The sequence below is a fragment of the Mesorhizobium intechi genome (assembly GCF_002879535.1).
GTDB classification, from domain to species: Bacteria; Pseudomonadota; Alphaproteobacteria; order Rhizobiales; family Rhizobiaceae; genus Mesorhizobium; species Mesorhizobium intechi.
The window spans coordinates 59,037-80,377 of the sequence record NZ_PNOT02000032.1; the positions used below are offsets into that span (position 1 = coordinate 59,037).

The window sequence follows — 21,341 nt, forward strand, 5'->3', positions numbered from 1 at the left end:
AATTCCGGACGGAAAACCGCTTCACACTTTTCCTGGAATTGCTCTACTTGCCGGCCTTTTCTTCCCCGCCTGCCTTGTCGTCCAGCGAATGGCGCAGGATCAACGGCATCTGGCTGAAGGTGAAAAGAAGCGTGATCGGCATGATGCCCCAGACCTTGAAGGTAACCCAGGCATCGGTGGAAAAATTGCGCCACACCACCTCGTTGACGATGGCGAGGAACAGGAAGAACAGGCCCCAGCGGAAGGTGAGCTTGCGCCAGCCTTCGGCATCAAGCCTGAAGGCCGAATCGAAGACATAGCCGAGCAGCGACCTGCCGAAGAGCAGCCCGCCGAGCAGCACGCCGCCGAACAGCGTGTTGACGATGGTCGGCTTCATCTTGATGAAGATGTCGTCCTGCAGATAAAGCGTCAGCGCGCCGAAGATGAAGACCACGACGCCCGACACCATCGGCATGATCGGCAAGGTGCGCGTCAGCAGCCATGAGGCGATCAGCGCGATGGCCGTGGCGGCCATGAACAGGCCGGTGGCGACGAAGATAGGGCCGCCGAATTCACCCAGGACAGGGAATTTCTGCACCAGCCACTCGCCGCGCGCATTGGCGAAGAAGAAGACCAGCAGCGGCCCAAGCTCAAGCACCAGCTTGAGCACGGGATTGACGCCTTCCTTCTTCTCTTTCTGCGGGTCGGACGGATCGCGTTCGAGAATGGGTGGGTTCATGATCTTCCTTCTTACGCACGACCCCTGTTGAAAAGGGATCACGCCGTTACGCCACTCCAGCGATCGCCCTGGCGAATTCGCTCGCGGAGAAAGGTTCGAGGTCGTCGACCTGTTCGCCGACGCCGATGAAATAGACCGGCAATTTGTGCTTTGCCGCGATCGCCACCAGAATACCGCCGCGCGCCGTGCCGTCCAGCTTCGTCATCACCAGGCCGTTGACGCCGGCGATGTTGCGGAAGATCTCGACCTGGTTGAGCGCGTTCTGGCCGGTGGTGGCGTCGACCGTCTGCAGCACGGTGTGCGGTGCTTCCGGGTCGAGCTTGCCGAGCACGCGCACGATCTTTTCCAGCTCGGCCATCAGCTCGGTCTTGTTCTGCAGGCGGCCGGCGGTGTCGATGATCAGCACGTCGGAGCCGGCCTCCTTGGCCTTCTCGAAGGCGTCATAGGCGAGGCCGGCGGCATCGGCGCCGAGCTTGGAGGCGATGACGGGCGATTTCGTCCGTGCGCCCCAGATCTTCAGCTGTTCGATCGCGGCGGCGCGGAAGGTGTCGCCGGCGGCGAGCATCACCGACAGGCCGCCATCGGTCAGTTTTGCCGCCAGCTTGCCGATGGTGGTGGTCTTGCCGGTGCCGTTGACGCCGACCACCAGGATGACATGCGGCTTGTGCGAGAGGTCGAGTTCCAGCGGCTGGGCGACAGGGGTCAGCACTTTCTCCACCTCGGCTGCCATGACGGTGCGGACATCCGTGTCGGAGACGTCCTTGCCGTAGCGGCTGGCGGCGAGCGAATCGGTGATGCGAAGTGCCGTCTCCATGCCGAGATCGGCGCGGATCAGCACGTCTTCCAGGTCCTGCAGCGTGTCCTCGTCCAGCTTGCGCTTGGTGAAGACGCCGGCGATGTTGCCGGTGAGCTCGCGCGAGGAACGGGCAAGTCCGTCCCGCATGCGCTGGAACCAGGAGCGCCGTGGCGCCGGCTCCGGCGCCTTGGCCGGCTCGGCCTTCTGCTCGACCTTTTTGGTGACGGTCACCTTGCCGGGAGCGGGTTCCGGCTTCGGCTGCGGGACGGGCTGCGGTTCGGGCGCGATCTCGGCAATGACGGGCTGCGTCTCGACCGGCGCCGGCTGACGAATGGGAGGCGCGATTTCCGTCAGCGGGGCTTCCGGCGTGGCCTCGACGGCTGGCGTCGCCTCTTTTGCAGGTTCACGCGGCTCCTCAGCCTCTTGCGGCGGCCGGGGCGAGGGAAGTGTCGGCGCTTGAGGGGCGGCGCCAGCCTGCAGAGTTGGCTGTGCGGAAGGAGGCGCCGGTGGCGGCACTTCAACGGGCGCGGGCGTCTCGACCGGGATCTCGGCAGGTGGGACCGGCACTTCGATCGGCGCCGGTTCGGGCTGCCTTTCCGGGCGCGGCGGCGCAATCTCCGGCTCGGCAGGCGCGGGAGAAGGGACTTCTTGCGGCCGCGGTTCGGGGGCGGGCTCCGGAGCGGCGGGGGGAAGCGGAATTTCCTCGGGCGCCGGCGGCTCCGGCGGCTCTGGCGCGGGTACAGGTTCCTCTTGCGGCGCGGGCCGCGGCAGGGGTTCCGGCTCGGCGGGAACCGTCGGCTCCGGCGTGGGCGGGATGGTCGGAGCGGTCTCGGGTGCCGGTTCCTCGACAGGCGACGGTTCCGGAGCGGTTGCTTGCGGTTCGGCGGGTGAAAGCGCGACCTGGGCCTCGAGCAGGGGCTCCTCGCGCTTCAGAAATTCCGGAACGACCTGTTCGGCCGCCGGCTTCAGCGCATCGAGCTGATCCCATTTGATCGGGGGCAGCGGGGCGGTCTCGTCAACGCGCTCTTCGACAACCTCTTTCTTGCCGAACGAAAATATCTTCTTGAAAAAACCAGCCATGCTTTGCGTTTCTCAGGCGGCGCGTGCGGCAAGCGGCACTGCGTTGAGCCGGGCGCCGTCGTGGCCAGTAATTGTCGCTTCGACGATCTCGCCCGGCGCGCCGGTGCCGAGTGCGGCGAGGGTAAATCCTTCGGTGCGGCCAAGGCCATCGCGCTCGATCAGGATCGACTGGCGCGTTCCGGGCAGCGAGGACAGATGGCGCCGATAGGCGGCATCGCCGGCGGCGCGCAGCCTGGCGGCGCGCTGCTTGACCACCTCGCGGCGAAGCTGCGGCATGCGCGCGGCGGGCGTGCCCTCGCGCGGTGAGAACGGGAAGACATGGAGATGGGTCAGGCCACATTCCTCGACGATTTTTATCGAGTTCTCGAACATCGCGTCGGTCTCGGTCGGGAAGCCGGCGATGATGTCGGCGCCGAAGACGATTGCAGGACGCAACTTGCGCACATCCTCGCAGAAACGGATCGACTGGTCGCGCAGATGCCTTCGCTTCATGCGCTTCAGGATCATGTCGTCGCCGGACTGCAGCGACATGTGCAGATGCGGCATCAACCTGGATTCGGTGGCGATGGCATCGAGCAAATCGTCGTCGGCCTCGACCGAATCGATCGAGGATAGCCGCAGGCGCTTCACGTCGGGCACCTGCTTCAGAATGGTCTTCACCAGTTTGCCGAGCCTGGGCGCCCCTGGCAGATCGGCGCCGAAGCTGGTCATGTCGACGCCGGTCAGCACGATCTCGGCATAGCCATTGCCGGCGAGCCGCTTGACCTGCTCGACCACGGCGCCCATCGGCACCGAGCGGGAATTGCCGCGGCCGTAAGGAATGATGCAGAAGGTGCAGCGGTGGTCGCAGCCATTCTGCACCTGCACGAAAGCACGGGCACGGCCCTCTATGGCGTCGACCATGTGGCCGGCGGTCTCGCGCACCGAGAAGATGTCGTTGACGCGGGCCTTCTCGGTGTCGTTGACGCCGAAATCCGGCAGCGCGCGGTAGGAATGCGCCTTCAACTTCTCCTCATTGCCGAGCACGAGATCGACCTCATCCATGGCAGCGAATTTCTCAGGCTCGGTCTGCGCGGCGCAGCCGGTGACGATGATGCGCGCCGCTGGGTTGTCGCGGCGCGCCTTGCGGATCGCCTGTTTGGCCTGGCGCACCGCCTCGCCGGTGACGGCGCAGGTGTTGAAGATCACCGCGCCGCCCTGCAGCGCGCCGAGACCGGCGCTTTCGGCCTCGCGCCGCATCACTTCGGATTCATAGGTGTTCAGCCGGCAGCCGAAGGTCACCACGTCAATGCGGCTGGGGGCCTCGGCAAGGGAGCCGTCGACGTCCGGGCTCCTGGACAGAGCAATCGACATCAGGCCGCGCTTTCGGTGTCGCGGGCCCAGGTGCCTGTCGAGGGGTCGAAGCTGCCGGAAAATTCCCACTCTGCGGCACCGGTCAGGATGACGTGGTCGTCCTCGCGCCATTCGACATGCAGCGTGCCGCCGCCGGGCGTCAAAAGGTCGACGCTGCGGCCGGTGCGCCTGGTGCGTGCCGCCGCCACCACCGACGCGCAGGCGGCGGAGCCGCAGGCCTTGGTCAGGCCGGCGCCGCGCTCCCAGGTGCGGATGATCATGCTCTCGGGCGAGGTCACCTGGGCAATGGTGATGTTGGCGCGCTCAGGAAAGATCGGGTGGTTTTCGAGCAGCGGGCCGAAACGCTCGAGCTCGTAGGACCAGACATCGCGGTCGACCCAGAAGATGGCGTGCGGGTTGCCCATCGAGACGGCGGAGGGCGAATGCAGTACCGGCGCGTCGATCGGGCCGATCTGCAATTCGATCATGCGGGTGTCGCGGAACTCCTCGGCCAGCGGAATCTCCTGCCAGCCGAAACGCGGCATGCCCATGTCGACAGAGATCGTGCCGTCGGCATGTTCCCTGGCGTTGAGAATGCCGGCGCGGGTCTCGAAGGTGAAGGTCTTTTGCCCGGTCTCGGCGGCGAGCGCCTGGACGACGCAACGCATGCCGTTGCCGCAGGCCTGCGCGCTCGTGCCGTCGGAATTCAGGATGTCGACATAGTAGGCGGTGCCCGGCGTCTTTGCATCATGGATCGCCATGATCTGGTCGAAGCGGGTCGCGGCATCGGCGTTCAGCGCGAGGGCCGCCGCCGCCGTCACCTGATCGCCACGGCCGCGCATATCGGCGACGATGATCTCGTTGCCGATGCCGTTCATCTTGGCGAAAGGGGCAGTGCTTGCCATTGCTCCGCGAAATTCCGTGTCTGTTTGGCGCTATATGGCGGAAACGGGCGGGAATTACCAGTGCGGAGCCGCCCCAGAGACCGTTTCAAATTCGCCCCGGCGAGTCATGCGATGTGGTCTCGGGAACCGGAGGCGCGGCGGACTTTGGTCCGTCAGCCCGGTTCTGCCGCGACGCAGTGGAAACGACGAAGCATGGAAAACGCCTCAGATAGCCGCCAGAGTGGAGCTTCACCCGCTCTCTCAGGTCACGGCAAAGATGCCTAGCACCACCAGCAGGAAGATGACGAGAACGATGCCGATGAGGATGCGCGCGCCCGTGGCGGCGGCTCCAGCCAGCGCCGGCATGCCGAGCAGACTCGCCGCGGCGGCGACGATGAGCAGGATGATGATCCATTTGATCATGGGAGTGCCTCGCGAACCGACATATTTGAAACCGCATGAAGAACGCGGCTGTCGTGTCTGGGTTCCCGCGGTTTGCGAGGCGATGTCAGTGGAAACCTAGCCGGCGATCTCGATATCGGTGCTGAACGGCGCCGTCTTAGTCGAGTTCTGGTCGTGCATGAGGAAGTTGCACTTGTATTTCCCGGCAGGCAGTCCATCGAGGGAGAGGTCGAGCTTGAAGAAGAGTTCGCGGTTGTGCGAGCGGGAAGCGACCTGAACGCTGCCGATCTTTTCGAAGGTGCCCAGGGCTTCGCCCGAGTCGGACAGCACGGTGAGGTCGACGGAAAGCCCGATCTGGCTGTTGCCGAGGCCGTCCGATCCATAGCCGTAGCCGACCGGCTCCATATAGAGCACGACCTTCTCGCCCGGCTTGTAGATGTGATTGGCACGCTCGCTGTAGATGCCGAAGCCGCCGGCCGAATCGACCTGTTTGACATTCCGCACGGCGAGGGGCATCGCTTGCCACAAGGCCTCCTCGGCGCCGCGGAATTTCTCCAGCGCCCCGGCTCCGTCGCCTGCCTGAAGCGCCTTTTCGGCATCGGCGGCGCGGTCGGTGATTTCACCCGCGAAAGCCGCCGGCACGCAGACTGCCAGCACCGCCAGCGCCGCAAGCATGGATTTCATCTGCATTCCCCTTTTTCTGCTGGGCGGACCATCGGCGAAAATGATGGTGCCGTAAATGGCCAATGCAAACTTCAACCGTGCTCGATCTCCGGCACTTGCCAGACCTCGCCGGGTTGCAAGGCGCGAAAGCGCTCCGGCGGCAGGCCATCCGCCTCAAGCGCCTCGGCCAGTCTGCGGACGGGCTCGTCCATCGGTTCGTCGGTGAGCTGGAAAGTGCCCCAGTGGCAGCCGGCGGCGAAGGCGGCCTTGCACAGCTTCATGCCTTGCACCGCTTCCTCCGGGTTCTGGTGCTGCGGCGCCATGAACCAGCGTGGCTCATAGGCGCCGATAGGCAGGATGGCGAAGCGGAAGCCGTCATGTTTTTCCGCCATCAGCCGGTAGTTGATGCCGTCGTGGAAGCCGGTATCGCCGGCGAAATAGAGTTTGCCGCCCGGCGTCTCGATGACGAAGCCGGCCCACAGCGCCATGCGCCGGTCGCGGGCGCCGCGCGCCGACCAGTGATGCGCCGGCTCGATGTGGATGACGGTGCGACCACCGATGTCGACCCTGTCGCCCCAGTCATGCGCCGCCAGCCGCATGCCGGAAACCGCCTCGCCGATCAGCACATCGTTGCCGAGCGGCGTGACCACCGGCGGATCGTCTCTTTGCTTCAGCCGCTTCAGCGTGACGAGGTCGAGATGATCATAATGGTTGTGGCTGACCAGCACGAGGTCGATCGGCGGCAGATCGTCGAAGGCGATGCCCGGCGCATTGACGCGTTTTGGCCCGGCGAAGGAGAACGGCGAGGTGCGTTGCGACCAGACCGGATCGGTGAGGATGTTCAGCCCGGCCGTCTGGATGAGCAAGGTCGAATGGCCGACCATGGTTACAGTAAGATCGGCGCCCTCGACCTTCGCGGCCGGCCTCGCCTGCGGAAAGGGGCTCGGGCTGGTTGCCGGCCATTTCGCACGCTGGCCGCTGAACTGCCATTTCAGCAGGTCCGTCAAGCGGCCAGGCATGCGGCCACCGGGATTGAAGAACAAGGTGCCATCGAAATGGTCGCTGGGCGGACCGCTGTAATAGCGGTTGGCGGCTCTCTTTCTCGCGGCCAAGGTATGCTCCAGCGGGTTTCGACCTCCAAGACATAGGCGTTGCGCCGGTGGGCGCAACCATTCGCAGGGCGAATGCGCGGTCGCGACCGAACGCTTCGGACTTCAGTGACGGGGCGGACTTGGCAGCTTGAGATTGCGATAAATTTGCAACAATCTTGCCGCAAACCCTATTTTAACCATATCGGGTTGAAATTTCGCCACCTTCTCCATCTTGGTGGAGGGTGATATTGCGCGGACGGCTTCCCCCCAGCCGGCTCCGACGGAGGTTGTAATGAATTTTTCGAAAAGCGGTCTTGTGGCCGTATCGCTGGCGGCGCTCGTTGCGAGCGGTTGCTCGACCTCGCGCTTCTCGTCGATGGACGACCAGCAACCGGCGCCGCTGCAGCCGGCGCCGGCCGGCCAGGTGACCTCCAACCAGCTGCCGCCGCCGGCCTCGCCCGGCACCACTGATCCGTCGAAGTTCCCGAGCGCTCCGGCGAACACGCAGGTTGCGTCCTTGCCGCCGGACGGCCAGGCGCCGGCCGGGGCTTCGGATCTCAGCGCGGCAGCCGTCGCCGGCGTGTGGAACGCCAGCGTTTCCGGGCAGAGCTGCAAGATCGCGACGCCGCAGACCAAGTTCGGCGCCGGCTTTCGCGCCGGGCCCCTGCATTGCCCGGCCCCGATCGATGGCATCAAGTCGTGGAACGTCGCGGGCAAGCAGCTGACGCTTTACGATGAGAATGGCGGGTCGCTGGCGCGGCTCTATTCGTCGGGCGGCTCGAAATTCGACGGCCAGACTTCCAACGGTCAGCCGATTTCGCTTACAAGGTAGCCGACCTCCCCGGTGCATGTCGCCGAAACCGGGGCCCCGGTTTCCTTGGGGCAGCGGCATGCACGAGAAAAACGACGTGACCGATGCATCTGCGTGACGGCCTCCAGACCCATGCGACCGTCAGGCAGCGCTACGACCACCTGGTGGAAACCGGCGCGATCGGACGCGATCCGGCGCAGGAGCGGATCGCCGGCGCGCTCGACCGGGTGACCGACGAGATCTCGGCCAAGCGGCTGGCGCACAAGTCCAGTGCGCTGGGCTGGCTTTTTGCCCGCAAGCGCGAGACGCATGAGGCCGTCAAAGGCCTCTACATCCATGGCGGCGTCGGCCGCGGCAAGACCATGCTGATGGACATGTTCTTCGAGCTGCTGCCGGTCCGGCGCAAGCGCCGCGTCCATTTCAACGACTTCATGGCGGACGTACAGGATCGCATCCAGAAGCACCGGCAGGCGCGCAAGAATGGCGACGTCAAGGAAGACGATCCGATCCCGCCGGTGGCAAAAGCCTTGGCCGAGCAGGCCTGGGTGCTGTGCTTCGACGAATTCTCGGTCACCGACATCGCCGACGCGATGATCCTGTCCAGGCTGTTTTCGGCGCTGTTCGCCAATGGCGTCGTGCTGATCGCCACCTCGAACGTGGCGCCGCAAGATCTTTACCGCGATGGGCTGAACCGCCAGCTGTTCCTGCCGTTCATCGGCATACTGGAACGGCACGCGCAGGTGCTGTCGCTCGACAGCGACAAGGACTACCGGCTTGAGAAGCTCGCCCGCACGCCGGTCTATGTCACGCCGGCCGATGCGGTGGCCGACCGGACGCTCGACGAGGCCTGGCGGACGATGACGCGTGGCGCGCCGACAGCCGCGACCGCGCTGACGCTGAAGGGCCGGCAGGTCCTGGTGCCGGCCGCCGCCGGCGACGCGGCGCGGTTCTCCTTCGCCGATCTCTGCGAAAAACCGCTCGGCGCGCGTGATTTCCTGGCGATCGCGGGACGTTTCTCGACCGTCTTCATCGACCATGTCCCGGTGCTGGGCGAAGGCAAGCGCAACGAAGCCAAGCGCTTCATCCTGTTGATCGACACGCTTTACGATCATCATCTGCGGCTGGTGGTGAGCGCCGATGCGCCGCCACAAGAGCTCTATGTGGCAAAACGCGGCGTCGAGGTGTTCGAGTTCGAGCGCACTGCCTCACGCCTGATCGAGATGCAAAGCCGCGACTGGCTGGAGGATTGGGCGGAGCGGCGGAAGGAAAGGGCGCCGTCGGCCGCGGCGCCGCTGGCTCGAGCCGTGCCCTCGTCCTAAGCAGGGGGACCCAAAACAGAGCGAAGATCCCGGTCGCTAAAGCCTGTACGCATACATGACGAAACTCTCCGCTTTCCCATGCGGCTCCCCGCGCGACTCATACAGCGCACGGGCGGGAAGGTTGTCGGGTTCGGTGCCAACCCAGGCGTCCTCGCAGCCATTCTCCCTGCCGATCGCGAACATCGCGTCGAGCAGTCCGCGCGCGATCCCCTGGCGCCGGAACCTGGGCGAAACGCCGACCTCATCTATATAGAGTTCCGCAACTTTGTCGGGATGGCGGTGGATGACGGCGGCGCATTGCCCGACGATCACGCCATCGGCCAGCGCCACGACCATGAAATGGCCCGGTTGGTTGAGATAGGCCGCCAAGCGGTCTGGCCTGACAGGCTCGTCGAACACATCCTCGGCAACGCGCATCACAAGGGCGTCATCGCCGGCCTCAAGCCTTACGATCTCCATCTTCATTGTGTAAATTCTCCCAAGTCGGCTCACAAAGTCTGACGTTTACGTAAATCCCAATCCATCTAACCGATTGAAAATGTTCACTCCGAAATAATCGTTTGAATTTATCTTGCACCGGGGCTATTGGGTGCGGCGAAATCTCGCGGGTTCCTCGGCATTCCGGCCTCTTCCTCGACGCCGTCATCAAGTCGTCAAAGATTTGGGCGCAGTCACAGACAAAGGGAAAACATCCTCACATGGCACGCAACAAGATAGCGCTTATCGGCTCGGGCATGATCGGCGGCACGCTGGCCCACATGATCGGCCTCAAGGACCTCGGCGACGTGGTGCTGTTCGATATTGCCGAGGGTATTCCGCAAGGCAAGGGGCTCGATATCGCGCAATCGTCGCCGGTCGATGGTTTTGACTCCCGGCTGACCGGCGTCAACGACTATGCCGGCATCGAGGGCGCCGACGTCTGCATCGTCACCGCCGGCGTGCCGCGCAAGCCGGGCATGAGCCGCGACGACCTTTTGGGCATCAACCTCAAGGTCATGGAACAGGTCGGCGCCGGACTGAAGAAGTACGCGCCCAAGGCTTTCGTCATCTGCATCACCAACCCGCTCGACGCCATGGTGTGGGCGCTGCAGAAGTTCTCGGGCCTGCCCAAGACCCATGTCGTCGGCATGGCCGGCGTGCTCGACAGCGCGCGCTTCCGCTATTTCCTGGCCGAGGAATTCAAGGTCTCCGTCGAGGATGTCACCGCCTTCGTGCTTGGCGGCCACGGCGATTCCATGGTGCCGATGATCCGCTATTCGACGGTGTCGGGCATCCCGCTGCCCGACCTCGTCAAGATGGGCTGGACCTCGAAGGAAAAGCTCGACCAGATCGTGCAGCGCACCCGTGACGGCGGCGCCGAGATCGTCGGCCTGCTCAAGACCGGCTCGGCCTACTACGCGCCGGCGGCCTCGGCGATTGCAATGGCCGAAGCCTACCTCAAGGACAAGAAGCGCGTCCTGCCTTGCGCCGCCCACCTCTCCGGCCAGTACGGCGTCAAGGGCACCTATGTCGGCGTTCCCGTGGTGATCGGCGCCGGCGGCGTCGAGCGCATCATCGAGATCGACCTCAACAAGAGCGAACAGAAGATGTTCGACAGTTCGGTGGCGACGGTGCAGGGCCTGACCGAGGCCTGCGTCAAGATCGCGCCGCAGCTCGCCTCGAAGTAAAATCCAAAACGTCCACCCCGGCAAAACGACCTGGAGATAGTTCCCGATGAACATCCATGAATATCAAGGCAAGGCGCTGCTGAAGAGCTTTGGCGCGCCGGTGGCCGAAGGCGTGCCGGTGTTCAAGGCGAGCGAGGCGGAAGCCGCGGCACGCGCGCTGCCGGGTCCGCTCTATGTGGTGAAGAGCCAGATCCATGCCGGCGGTCGCGGCAAGGGCAAGTTCAAGGAACTGTCGCCCGATGCCAAGGGCGGCGTGCGGCTGGCGAAGTCGGTCGCAGACGTCGTCGCCAACGCCAACGAGATGCTCGGCCACACGCTGGTGACCAAGCAGACCGGCCCGGCCGGCAAGCAGGTCAACCGCCTCTATATCGAGGACGGCGCCGACATCGAGCGCGAGCTCTATCTGTCGATCCTGGTCGATCGTTCCGTCGGTCGCATCGCCTTCGTCGTGTCGACCGAAGGCGGCATGGACATCGAGGCGGTCGCCCACGATACGCCGGAAAAGATCATCACCGTCGCCATCGACCCGGAAAAGGGCGTCACGGCGGATGACGTGAAGGCGCTCAACACAGCCCTCAAGCTCGACGGCGACGCGGCCAAGGATGGCGGCACGCTGTTCCCGATCCTCTACAAGGCCTTCGTCGAAAAGGACATGAGCCTGCTCGAGGTCAATCCGCTGATCGTCATGAAGAACGGCCGGCTGCGCGTGCTCGACGCAAAAGTGTCGTTCGACAACAATGCGCTGTTCCGCCATCTCGACGTGCTCGAACTGCGCGACACCACCGAAGAGGACGAGAAGGAAATCGAGGCGTCGAAATACGACCTCGCCTATGTCGCGCTCGACGGCAATATCGGCTGCATGGTCAATGGCGCGGGCCTTGCCATGGCGACGATGGACATCATCAAGCTCTATGGCGCCGAGCCCGCCAACTTCCTCGATGTCGGCGGCGGCGCCTCCAAGGAGAAGGTGACGGCGGCGTTCAAGATCATCACCAAGGATCCGGCGGTCAAAGGCATACTGATCAACATCTTCGGCGGCATCATGAAGTGCGACATCATCGCCGAGGGCGTGATCGCCGCGGTCAAGGAAGTCGGGCTGAAAGTGCCGCTGGTGGTGCGCCTGGAAGGCACCAATGCCGAACTCGGCAAGAAGATCATCAACGACAGCGGCCTCAACGTCGTCTCGGCCGATGATCTCGACGACGCGGCCAAGAAGATCGTGGCGGCGGTGAAGGGCTGACACGGCTGTGGAACAGGACGCCACGCAAAGCTTGCTTGGGTACATCATCGCCTGGTTGCCGATGGCGGCTATTTTGGTGATCTGGATCTGGGGTCTCGTCACACTGAAACAGTATGTGCGGGCCCGGGAACGCGCAGGCCACGACAATGCGACCGCCATTCGTGAACTCGTCGATACAAACCGGGAAATTGTAGCCGTGCTGCGTGACCTGAAGTCAGAATTTCAAGCGCGGAAGTCATAGGATGCCTCCACGCAAGATAAACCTGGTCGAGGCGGCGGATCAGAAGATCAGCAAGGTCTTCGATCCGCATATCGCCGGCGACGTCAACGACAGCCAGGCCAAGGTCGCCAAGTTCGGCGCAACCTTCGACTGGCACGCGCATGAGCATGAGGACGAGGCCTTCCTCGTGCTGCGGGGCAGGATCGCCATCGATTTCCGCGACGGGCCGGTCGAGCTTGGCGAGGGCGATTTCATCGTCGTGCCGCGCGGCGTCGAGCACCGGCCGCGTTCGCTCACCGCCGAGCCCGTGGTGCTGATGTTCGAGCCGGCGACGACGCTCAACACCGGCAACGCCAAGAGCGACCTTACCGTCGCCGACCTGAAGCGGCTCTGACCGATGAACGCTGCCTCCTTCTCCTCGCTCTCCGCCGATCACCAGCGCCTGCAGGCGCTGGTCGGCGCGTGGCGCGGCGAGGAAGAGGTCGCGGCCACGCAATGGACCGATGCCGGCACGGCGACGTCCGAAGTGCTGGCGGAGGCGCAGTTCGGCGGCCTGTTCGTGGTGCAGCGCTATCGCCAGCGCCGCGACGGCACGATTTCCTTCGGTGCGCACAATGTGTTCGGCTTCGACCAGCCGAACCGCCTCGTCACCATGCACCAGTTCGATTCGACGGGCTTTGTGCCGGCCTCGCCGGCCATGGGAACGTGGAACGGCGGCGAGCTCAATCTGGAGCGGTCGTCGGCGCGCGGCGCGGCGCGCGTGACGTATGTTTTCGACGATGCCGACACTTACCGCATGCGACTGCATTTCCAACCCGCCGGCAGCGATGGCTGGCAAGACATGGTGAGCGGCGTCTACCGGCGCGTCTCGCCTTCCTCGATCAACAGTCTTTAGAAAAGGGCTCCGATGTCCATTCTCGTCGACAAGAACACCAAGGTGCTGGTGCAGGGCCTGACCGGCAAGACCGGCACGTTCCACACCGAACAGGCGCTGGCCTATCACGGCACCAAGATGGTGGGTGGCATCCATCCCAAGAAGGGCGGCGAGACCTGGACCGGCTCGAAGGGCGAGAGCCTGCCGATCTTCGCCACCGTCGCCGAGGGCAAGGCACGGACAGGCGCCAACGCTTCCGTCATCTACGTGCCGCCGGCGGGCGCCGGCGAAGCGATCCTGGAAGCGATCGAGGCGGAGATCCCGCTCATCATCTGCATCACCGAAGGCATTCCTGTGATGGACATGGTCAAGGTCAAGGCGCGGCTCGACCGCTCGACCTCGCGGCTGATCGGGCCGAACTGCCCGGGCGTTCTCACGCCTGACGAATGCAAGATCGGCATCATGCCCGGAAACATCTTCCGCAAGGGCTCGGTCGGCGTTGTTTCTCGCTCGGGAACACTTACCTATGAGGCCGTGTTCCAGACCACCAATGTCGGTCTCGGCCAGACCACCGCCGTCGGCATCGGTGGCGACCCGGTGAAGGGCACCGAGTTCATCGACGTGCTCGAGATGTTCCTCGCCGACGACGAGACCAAGTCGATCATCATGATCGGCGAGATCGGCGGTTCGGCCGAGGAAGACGCCGCGCAGTTCCTCAAGGACGAAGCCAAGCGTGGCCGCAAGAAGCCGATGGCCGGCTTCATCGCCGGACGCACTGCGCCGGCCGGCCGCACCATGGGCCATGCCGGCGCGGTCATCTCCGGCGGCAAGGGCGGCGCCGAGGACAAGATCGCGGCGATGGAATCGGCCGGCATCAAGGTCTCGCCGTCACCGGCGCGGCTCGGCACGACGCTGGTTGAAGCCATCAAGGGCTGAGCGTCGACGCCGGTTGTGGAATGAGAGCCGACGGCGGTTCGTTGGCTTTGAGGGGACAAGAAGGGCGGGTGAATCGCCCACTATCGCGGCGCTGCCGCAAACGTAAGGAGACGGAGCCAGGCTCCGCTGAAACGACATGGCAAGACACGATCAGGCCAACGACCAATTCTCGCTCACCTCCTTCCTCTATGGCGGCAACGCCGATTACATCGACGCGCTCTATGCCGCCTATGAGGACGATCCCGCCTCGGTCAATCCCGAATGGCAGGAGTTCTTCGCCGGGCTGAAGGACGATGCCGGCGATGTGCGCAGGAACGCCGAGGGCGCTTCCTGGGCCAAGCCGTCCTGGCCGCTGCAGGCCAATGGCGAATTGGTGTCGGCGCTCGACGGCAATTGGGGCATTGTCGAGAAGCACCTGGAGAAGAAGGTCAAGGACAAGGCGGTCACCAACGGCATCCTGCTCTCCGATGCCGACGTGCACCAGGCGACACGCGATTCGGTGCGCGCCATCATGATGATCCGCGCCTACCGCATGCGCGGCCATTTGCACGCCAATCTCGACCCGCTCGGCATCGCCAAGCCGCTCGAGGACTACAATGAACTGTCGCCGGAGAATTATGGCTTTACCGAAGCCGATTACGACCGGCCGATCTTCCTCGACAATGTGCTTGGGCTCGAATTCGGCACCATCCGGCAGATGCTGGAGATCCTCACCCGCACCTATTGCTCGACGCTGGGCGTCGAGTTCATGCACATCTCGGATCCCGAGGAGAAGGCCTGGATCCAGGCACGCATCGAGGGCGCCGACAAGGAAATCTCCTTCACCACCACCGGCAAGAAGGCGATCCTGCAGAAGCTGGTCGAGGCCGAAGGCTTCGAGCAGTTCATCGACGTCAAGTACAAGGGCACCAAGCGCTTCGGCCTCGACGGCGGCGAGGCGCTGATCCCGGCGCTGGAGCAGATCGTCAAGCGCGGCGGCCAGCTCGGCATGAAGGAGATCGTGCTCGGCATGGCGCATCGCGGCCGGTTGAACGTGCTGAGCCAGGTGATGGCGAAGCCCCACCGCGCCATCTTCCACGAGTTCAAGGGCGGTTCGGCCGCCCCCGACGAGGTCGAGGGCTCGGGCGACGTCAAGTACCATCTCGGCGCCTCGTCGGACCGCGAGTTCGACGGCAACAAGGTGCATTTGTCGCTGACGGCCAACCCGTCGCACCTGGAAATCGTCGATCCCGTGGTGATGGGCAAGGCGCGCGCCAAGCAGGACTATCTGTTCGGCCGCGGCCGCGAGGAGATCGTGCCGCTGGAGGAGCGCGCCAAGGTGCTGCCGCTGCTGCTGCATGGCGACGCCGCCTTCGCCGGCCAGGGCGTGATCGCCGAAATCCTCGGCCTGTCGGGCCTGCGCGGCCACCGCGTCGCCGGCACGCTGCACTTCATCATCAACAACCAGATCGGCTTCACCACCAATCCGCGCTTCTCGCGCTCGTCGCCCTATCCGTCCGACGTCGCCAAGATGATCGAGGCGCCGATCTTCCACGTCAATGGCGACGATCCGGAAGCCGTGGTGCATGCCACCAAGGTGGCGATCGAATTTCGCATGAAGTTCCACAAGCCGGTGGTCGTGGACATGTTCTGCTACCGCCGCTTCGGCCACAATGAGGGCGACGAACCGGCCTTCACCCAGCCGATCATGTACCGCAACATCCGTACCCATAAGACGACCGTGCAGATCTACGGCGATCGGCTGATCGCCGAAGGCCACATCACCCAGGCCGAACTCGACCAGATGAAGGCCGACTGGCGCGCGCATCTGGAATCCGAATGGGACGTCGGCCAGCATTACAAGCCCAACAAGGCCGACTGGCTGGATGGTGCCTGGTCTGGCCTGCGCACGGCCGACAACCAGGACGAACAAAGGCGCGGCAAGACCGCCGTGCCGGTCAAGACGCTGAAGGAAATCGGCAAGAAGCTGACCGAGGTGCCGAAGGGTTTCGAGGCGCACAAGACCATCATCCGCTTCCTCGAAAACCGCCGCGAGGCGATCGAGTCCGGTGAAGGCATCGACTGGTCGACGGCCGAGGCGCTGGCTTTCGGCGCCATTCTGCTCGACGGCAATCCGATCCGCCTGTCGGGGCAGGATTCCGAGCGCGGCACCTTCTCGCAGCGCCATTCGGTGCTCTACGACCAGCGGGACGAGACCCGATACATCCCGCTCAACAACCTGTCGGCGGCACAGGCCGGCTACGAAGTCATCAACTCGATGCTGTCGGAAGAGGCTGTGCTGGGCTTCGAATATGGCTACAGCCTGGCCGAGCCGAAGGCGCTGACCTTGTGGGAAGCGCAGTTCGGCGACTTTGCCAACGGCGCCCAGGTGGTGTTCGACCAGTTCATCTCGTCGGGCGAGCGCAAGTGGCTCAGAATGTCGGGCCTCGTGTGCCTGTTGCCGCATGGCTATGAAGGCCAGGGTCCCGAACACTCCTCGGCCCGGCTGGAGCGCTTCCTGCAGCTTTGCGCCGAAGACAATATGCAAGTCGCCAACTGCACCACGCCGGCTAACTATTTCCACATCCTGCGCCGGCAGCTGAAGCGCGACTTCCGCAAGCCGCTGATCCTGATGACGCCGAAGTCGCTGCTGCGCCACAAGCGGGCGGTGTCGACGCTGCCGGAAATCTCCGGCGAAAGCTCGTTCCACCGGCTGTTGTGGGACGACGCCCAGCTGTTGCCCAACCAGCCGATCAAGCTCACCAAGGATTCCAAGATCCGCCGCGTCGTGCTGTGCTCGGGTAAGGTCTATTACGACCTCTACGAGGAGCGCGAGAAGCGCGGTATCAACGACATCTATCTGCTGCGCGTCGAACAGCTTTATCCGTTCCCGGCCAAGGCGCTGATCACCGAACTGTCACGCTTCCGCAACGCCGAGATGGTGTGGTGCCAGGAGGAGCCCAAGAACATGGGCGCCTGGTCGTTCATCGACCCCTATCTGGAATGGGTGCTGGCGCATATCGACGCCAAGCATCAGCGGGTGCGCTACACCGGCCGGCCGGCGGCCGCGTCGCCGGCGACCGGATTGATGTCAAAGCACCTTGCCCAGCTCGCCGCCCTGCTCGAAGACGCGCTCGGCGAATAAAGAACAGAACCGACAGAAACGGACAGGCACAATGGCTACCGAAATCCGCGTTCCCACTCTCGGCGAATCCGTCACCGAGGCGACCATCGGCAAATGGTTCAAGAAGGTCGGCGATGCCATTGCCGTCGACGAGCCGCTGGTCGAGCTTGAAACCGACAAGGTGACGGTGGAAGTCCCGGCCGCCGCCGCCGGCACGCTGGGCGAAATCGTCGCCAAGGAAGGCGAGACGGTCGGTGTCGGCGCTTTGTTGGGCTCGATTTCGGCGGGTGGCGCCGCCGCGCCGGCGACCAAGCCGCAGGCGGTATCGCAAGCCTCGTCGCCGGATGCGGCGTCGACCAGCAAGCAGGCCGCGGCCGAGACCGCCAAGATCGCCGGGGATGCCGGCGCGGTCGAGCAGCGCAGCATGCCGCCGGCGCCGGCAGCCGCAAAACTGATCGCCGAGAACAATCTGTCCGTCGACCAGCTTTCCGGTTCGGGCAAGCGCGGCCAGGTGCTGAAGGGCGACGTGCTCGACGCCATCGCCAAGGGCGCGCCGTCGCAGCCGGCCGAGACGCCCAAGGCGGCGCCGGGACCGATAGCGGCGCGCGCGCCATCTTCCGGTGACGATGCCTCGCGCGAAGAGCGCGTGCGCATGACCAAATTGCGCCAGACCATCGCGCGCCGGCTGAAGGAAGCGCAGTCGACCGCCGCCATGCTCACCACCTTCAACGAGGTCGACATGTCGGCGGTGATGGCGCTGCGGACCAAGTACAAGGACGTGTTCGAGAAGAAGCACGGCGTGAAGCTCGGCTTCATGGGCTTCTTCACCAAGGCGGTCACCCACGCGCTGAAGGAAATCCCGGCGGTCAATGCCGAGATCGACGGCAGCGACATCATCTACAAGAACTTTGCGCATGTCGGCGTCGCCGTCGGCACCGAGAAGGGCCTCGTCGTGCCGGTGGTGCGTGATGCGGACCAGATGTCGATCGCCGAAATCGAGAAGGAAATCGGCCGGCTGGGCATCGCCGCGCGCGACGGCAAGCTGTCGGTCGCCGACATGCAGGGCGGCACCTTCACGATTTCCAATGGCGGCGTCTACGGCTCGCTGATGTCGACGCCGATCCTCAATGCGCCGCAGTCGGGCATTCTGGGCATGCACAAGATCCAGGACCGGCCTGTCGTGGTCGGCGGCCAGATCGTGATCCGGCCGATGATGTATCTGGCGCTCAGCTACGATCACCGCATTGTCGACGGCAAGGAAGCCGTGACCTTCCTGGTGCGCGTCAAGGAAAGCCTGGAGGATCCGGAACGGCTGGTGCTCGATCTCTGAGGCGGTGGATGGCAGCTCGCGGCAGAGGAGGCCAATGATGGCCCGTTTGCTTGGGTCTGCCAAACCGGCTGTGCTTATGGCCGGCATGGTGCTGGCTCCCGCAACCGTCCATGCCGCCTGCCCGATAGAGCTCGCCGTCTATGGCGATACCGAGAGCGGGAGCGAGATCGATTTTACCCCGACCGGCACATCGGCCGTTGTGACCAACACGTTCCGCATGATCCTCGACAACAACGTCGTTCTGAACGGCATCGTCATGTGGAACCAAGGCGTGGCACGGCCGAACGGCGCGCTGATGTACAAATGCCCGGAGGGTGACACCACAGGCGCGGAGCTCGCCGCCTGCACCCCCTGGCACGGCGTCATCTACACGTCCGACGACAAGGGCAGCATCGGGCTTTTGCCTGCGGAAGGCGTCGGGGCGCCGAAGACATTGATCCTGCCGGATCTCGGCCCGGCGCTGCGTCAGTCCTCGGCCTATGGCGGCAGCGGGTTCTCGAAAGTGCCGTGGGATGTGTTCACGCTGAAGGGATGCCAGGAATGAGCGAGGCGCAAAAAGTGCTGCTGGTCACCGGCGGCAGCCGCGGCATCGGCGCCGCTGTCTGCCGGCTCGGGGCGAAAGCCGGCTATCGGGTCGCGGTCAACTACGCCTCGAACAAGGCTGCCGCAGATGCGCTGGTCGGCGAAATCAAGGCTGCGGGCGGCGACGCTTTCGCGGTCAAGGGCGATGTCGGCAGCGAGGCCGATATCCTCTCGATGTTCGAGGCGGTGGACCGCACCTATGGCCGGCTCGACGTTTTCGTCAACAATGCCGGCATCGTCGACGCCAAGGCGCGTGTCGAGGAGATGAGCGCGGCACGGCTCGAGCGCATGATGCGCATCAACGTCGTCGGTTCCATCCTGTGTGCCCGCGAGGCGGTCAAGCGCATGTCGACGCGCCATGGCGGCAAGGGCGGAGCGATCGTCAACATCTCCTCGGCGGCGGCGGTGCTGGGCGCGCCGGACAATTATGTCGACTACGCCGCCTCCAAGGGCGCCATCGACACATTCACCATCGGGCTCGCCCGCGAGGTGGCGCTGGAGGGCATCCGCGTCAACGCGGTGCGGCCGGGCATCATCGACACCGACATCCATGCTTCCGGCGGGCAGCCGGACCGGGTGGCGCTGATCCAGGACACGCTGCCGATGAAAAGAGCCGGCACCGCCGATGAAGTCGCGGGTGCTGTTCTCTATCTTCTATCCGACGCCGCGTCCTATACGACGGGCGCGATCCTGAATGTCAGCGGCGGCCGCTGAGCGCTCATGCAGTTCGAGCATGATGTTATCCGAAAACCGCGTCACACTTTTCGGCATCATGCTCAAAACAGAAGGACAGTATCATGGCTTATGACGTCGTTATCATCGGATCGGGACCCGGCGGCTATGTCTGCGCCATCAAGGCGGCACAGCTCGGCCTGAAGGTCGCGGTGGTCGAGAAGAACGCGACCTTTGGCGGCACCTGCCTCAACATCGGCTGCATTCCCTCCAAGGCGCTGCTTCATGCCTCCGAAATGTTCGCCGAGGCCGGCCATTCCTTCGACACGCTGGGCGTCGAGATACCAGCGCCGACGCTCAATCTGAAGAAGATGATGGCGCACAAGGATGCGACGGTGTCGTCCAATGTCAACGGCGTCGCCTTCCTGTTCAAGAAGAACAAGATCGACAGCTTCCGCGGCACCGGCAAGGTGGCCGCGGCCGGCAAGGTGTCGGTGACGGGCGAGGACGGCAAGGTCGAGGAGATCGAGACCAGGAACATCGTCATCGCCACCGGTTCCGACGTGGCCGGCATTCCCGGCGTCAAGGTCGATTTCGACGAGAAAATCATCGTGTCGTCGACCGGCGCGCTGGCGCTGGACAAGGTTCCCGGCCATCTGGTGGTGGTCGGCGGCGGCGTCATCGGGCTCGAACTCGGCTCGGTGTGGGCGCGGCTCGGCGCCAAGGTCACCGTCGTCGAGTTCCTCGACACGATCCTCGGCGGCATGGACGGCGAGGTCTCCAAGCAGTTCCAGCGGCTGCTCTCCAAGCAAGGCTTCGAGTTCAAGCTTGGCGCCAAGGTCACCGGCGTCGCCAAGGCCAAGAAAGGCGCAACCGTCACATTCGAGCCGGTGAAGGGTGGCGCCGCCGAGACGATCGCTGCCGATGTCGTGCTGATCGCCACCGGGCGCCGCGCCTATTCCGACAGTCTCGGGCTGAAAGAAGCCGGCGTCGAGGTCGACGAGCGCGGCCGGGTCAAGACCGACGGGCATCTCAAGACCAACGTGCCGGGCATCTATGCCATCGGCGATGTCATCGCCGGGCCGATGCTGGCGCACAAGGCCGAGGATGAGGGCGTGGCCGTGGCCGAGACCATCGCCGGCCAGGCCGGCCATGTGAACTACGAGGTCATTCCGAGCGTCGTCTACACCAGCCCGGAAATCGCCTCGGTCGGCAAGACCGAGGAAGAGCTGAAAAAAGCCGGCATCGACTACAAGATCGGCAAATTCCCGTTCAGCGCCAATGGCCGCGCCCGCGCCATGCTGCACACGGACGGCTTCGTGAAGATCCTCGCCGACAAGCAAAGCGACCGCGTGCTCGGCGTGCACATTGTCGGCTTCGGCGCCGGCGAGATGATCCACGAAGCGGCGGTGCTGATGGAGTTCGGCGGGTCGTCTGAAGATCTCGCCCGCACCTGCCATGCGCATCCGACGATGTCGGAAGCGGTGAAGGAAGCGGCGCTGGCCACGTTCTTCAAGCCGATCCATATCTGAGGGTGCCCAACGCTTCGCCGTCCTGTGGCGGAGCGAACGCGCGGAGTGGGTTGGCGCCAAGGCCTCCAACGGTCATCACCAAAGCAAAA

General features: G+C 64.4%; 20 protein-coding genes and 1 pseudogene. 13 read left to right on the forward strand and 8 right to left on the reverse strand.

Going from position 1 to position 21,341, the window contains the following annotated elements; genetic code table 11:
- Positions 1-43: 43 nt before the first annotated feature.
- From C1D09_RS02465 to C1D09_RS02495, 7 genes are all read right to left on the reverse strand, one after another.
- Positions 44-718: a septation protein A gene (locus tag C1D09_RS02465; RefSeq protein ID WP_143972822.1), complete on the reverse strand. Its 675-nt coding sequence runs from the start codon at positions 716-718 to the stop codon at positions 44-46.
- A gap of 46 nt (positions 719-764) precedes the next feature.
- Positions 765-2,594: a signal recognition particle-docking protein FtsY gene (gene ftsY, locus C1D09_RS02470; RefSeq protein ID WP_143972823.1), complete on the reverse strand. Its 1,830-nt coding sequence runs from the start codon at positions 2,592-2,594 to the stop codon at positions 765-767.
- A 12-nt stretch (positions 2,595-2,606) separates the two neighbouring features.
- Positions 2,607-3,947, reverse strand: coding sequence for a tRNA (N(6)-L-threonylcarbamoyladenosine(37)-C(2))-methylthiotransferase MtaB (gene mtaB, locus C1D09_RS02475; protein WP_167514452.1), 1,341 nt, complete (start codon positions 3,945-3,947; stop codon positions 2,607-2,609).
- Positions 3,947-4,831 (reverse strand): diaminopimelate epimerase, encoded by an 885-nt coding sequence (dapF, locus tag C1D09_RS02480; protein ID WP_143972824.1) that lies wholly within the window; start codon positions 4,829-4,831, stop codon positions 3,947-3,949. Before dapF ends, mtaB begins: the two co-directional genes overlap by 1 nt.
- Before the next feature lie 240 nt (positions 4,832-5,071).
- Positions 5,072-5,233 carry a DUF1328 family protein gene (locus C1D09_RS02485; protein ID WP_010912345.1) on the reverse strand — a complete coding sequence of 54 codons (162 nt, stop codon included), beginning with the start codon at positions 5,231-5,233 and terminating at the stop codon, positions 5,072-5,074.
- A gap of 96 nt (positions 5,234-5,329) precedes the next feature.
- On the reverse strand, positions 5,330-5,896 hold the full coding sequence (locus C1D09_RS02490) for a hypothetical protein (protein WP_167514453.1): 567 nt from the start codon (positions 5,894-5,896) through the stop codon (positions 5,330-5,332).
- Between the two features lie 71 nt (positions 5,897-5,967).
- Positions 5,968-6,987: an MBL fold metallo-hydrolase gene (locus C1D09_RS02495; RefSeq protein WP_143972826.1), complete on the reverse strand. Its 1,020-nt coding sequence runs from the start codon at positions 6,985-6,987 to the stop codon at positions 5,968-5,970.
- 271 nt (positions 6,988-7,258) lie between these two features.
- Here C1D09_RS02495 and C1D09_RS02500 point away from each other — a divergent pair, with 271 nt between their 5' ends.
- Positions 7,259-7,798 carry a protease inhibitor Inh/omp19 family protein gene (locus tag C1D09_RS02500; protein ID WP_143972827.1) on the forward strand — a complete coding sequence of 180 codons (540 nt, stop codon included), beginning with the start codon at positions 7,259-7,261 and terminating at the stop codon, positions 7,796-7,798.
- An 83-nt stretch (positions 7,799-7,881) separates the two neighbouring features.
- Positions 7,882-9,096, forward strand: coding sequence for a cell division protein ZapE (zapE, locus tag C1D09_RS02505; protein ID WP_143972828.1), 1,215 nt, complete (start codon positions 7,882-7,884; stop codon positions 9,094-9,096).
- Between the two features lie 36 nt (positions 9,097-9,132).
- Here zapE and C1D09_RS02510 read toward each other — a convergent pair whose 3' ends face one another.
- Complete coding sequence (locus C1D09_RS02510; protein ID WP_143972829.1) at positions 9,133-9,561, reverse strand: GNAT family N-acetyltransferase; 429 nt, start codon at positions 9,559-9,561, stop codon at positions 9,133-9,135.
- A 233-nt stretch (positions 9,562-9,794) separates the two neighbouring features.
- Between C1D09_RS02510 and mdh the strand changes: the two genes are divergently transcribed.
- From mdh to lpdA, 11 genes and pseudogenes are all read left to right on the forward strand, one after another.
- Positions 9,795-10,763 carry a malate dehydrogenase gene (gene mdh / locus C1D09_RS02515; RefSeq protein WP_143972830.1) on the forward strand — a complete coding sequence of 323 codons (969 nt, stop codon included), beginning with the start codon at positions 9,795-9,797 and terminating at the stop codon, positions 10,761-10,763.
- 46 nt (positions 10,764-10,809) lie between these two features.
- On the forward strand, positions 10,810-12,003 hold the full coding sequence (gene sucC, locus C1D09_RS02520; protein WP_143972831.1) for an ADP-forming succinate--CoA ligase subunit beta: 1,194 nt from the start codon (positions 10,810-10,812) through the stop codon (positions 12,001-12,003).
- Positions 12,004-12,010: 7 nt separating this feature from the next.
- Entirely contained in the window at positions 12,011-12,244 is a 234-nt protein-coding gene (locus tag C1D09_RS02525; protein ID WP_143972832.1) for a hypothetical protein, read from the forward strand.
- Between the two features lies 1 nt (position 12,245).
- Positions 12,246-12,617, forward strand: coding sequence for a cupin domain-containing protein (locus tag C1D09_RS02530; protein WP_143972833.1), 372 nt, complete (start codon positions 12,246-12,248; stop codon positions 12,615-12,617).
- Between the two features lie 3 nt (positions 12,618-12,620).
- A complete protein-coding gene (locus C1D09_RS02535) occupies positions 12,621-13,118 on the forward strand; it encodes a DUF1579 family protein (protein WP_143972834.1) in 498 nt (165 codons plus the stop codon).
- 12 nt (positions 13,119-13,130) lie between these two features.
- The gene (gene sucD, locus C1D09_RS02540; protein WP_095774800.1) at positions 13,131-14,033 is read left to right on the forward strand and encodes a succinate--CoA ligase subunit alpha; all 903 of its coding nucleotides are present in this window, start codon (positions 13,131-13,133) and stop codon (positions 14,031-14,033) included.
- 136 nt (positions 14,034-14,169) lie between these two features.
- Positions 14,170-17,157, forward strand: coding sequence for a 2-oxoglutarate dehydrogenase E1 component (locus tag C1D09_RS02545; protein ID WP_143972835.1), 2,988 nt, complete (start codon positions 14,170-14,172; stop codon positions 17,155-17,157).
- Positions 17,158-17,188: 31 nt separating this feature from the next.
- The gene (gene odhB, locus C1D09_RS02550; RefSeq protein ID WP_143972836.1) at positions 17,189-18,466 is read left to right on the forward strand and encodes a 2-oxoglutarate dehydrogenase complex dihydrolipoyllysine-residue succinyltransferase; all 1,278 of its coding nucleotides are present in this window, start codon (positions 17,189-17,191) and stop codon (positions 18,464-18,466) included.
- 76 nt (positions 18,467-18,542) lie between these two features.
- The gene (locus tag C1D09_RS02555) at positions 18,543-19,010 is read left to right on the forward strand and encodes a hypothetical protein (protein WP_167514456.1); all 468 of its coding nucleotides are present in this window, start codon (positions 18,543-18,545) and stop codon (positions 19,008-19,010) included.
- Positions 19,007-19,762: an SDR family oxidoreductase gene (locus C1D09_RS02560; RefSeq protein ID WP_143972838.1), complete on the forward strand. Its 756-nt coding sequence runs from the start codon at positions 19,007-19,009 to the stop codon at positions 19,760-19,762. Before C1D09_RS02555 ends, C1D09_RS02560 begins: the two co-directional genes overlap by 4 nt.
- A gap of 74 nt (positions 19,763-19,836) precedes the next feature.
- A pseudogene (gene lpdA, locus C1D09_RS02565) lies at positions 19,837-21,252 on the forward strand (dihydrolipoyl dehydrogenase); the annotation flags it as partial.
- Between the last annotated feature and the right edge of the window lie 89 nt (positions 21,253-21,341).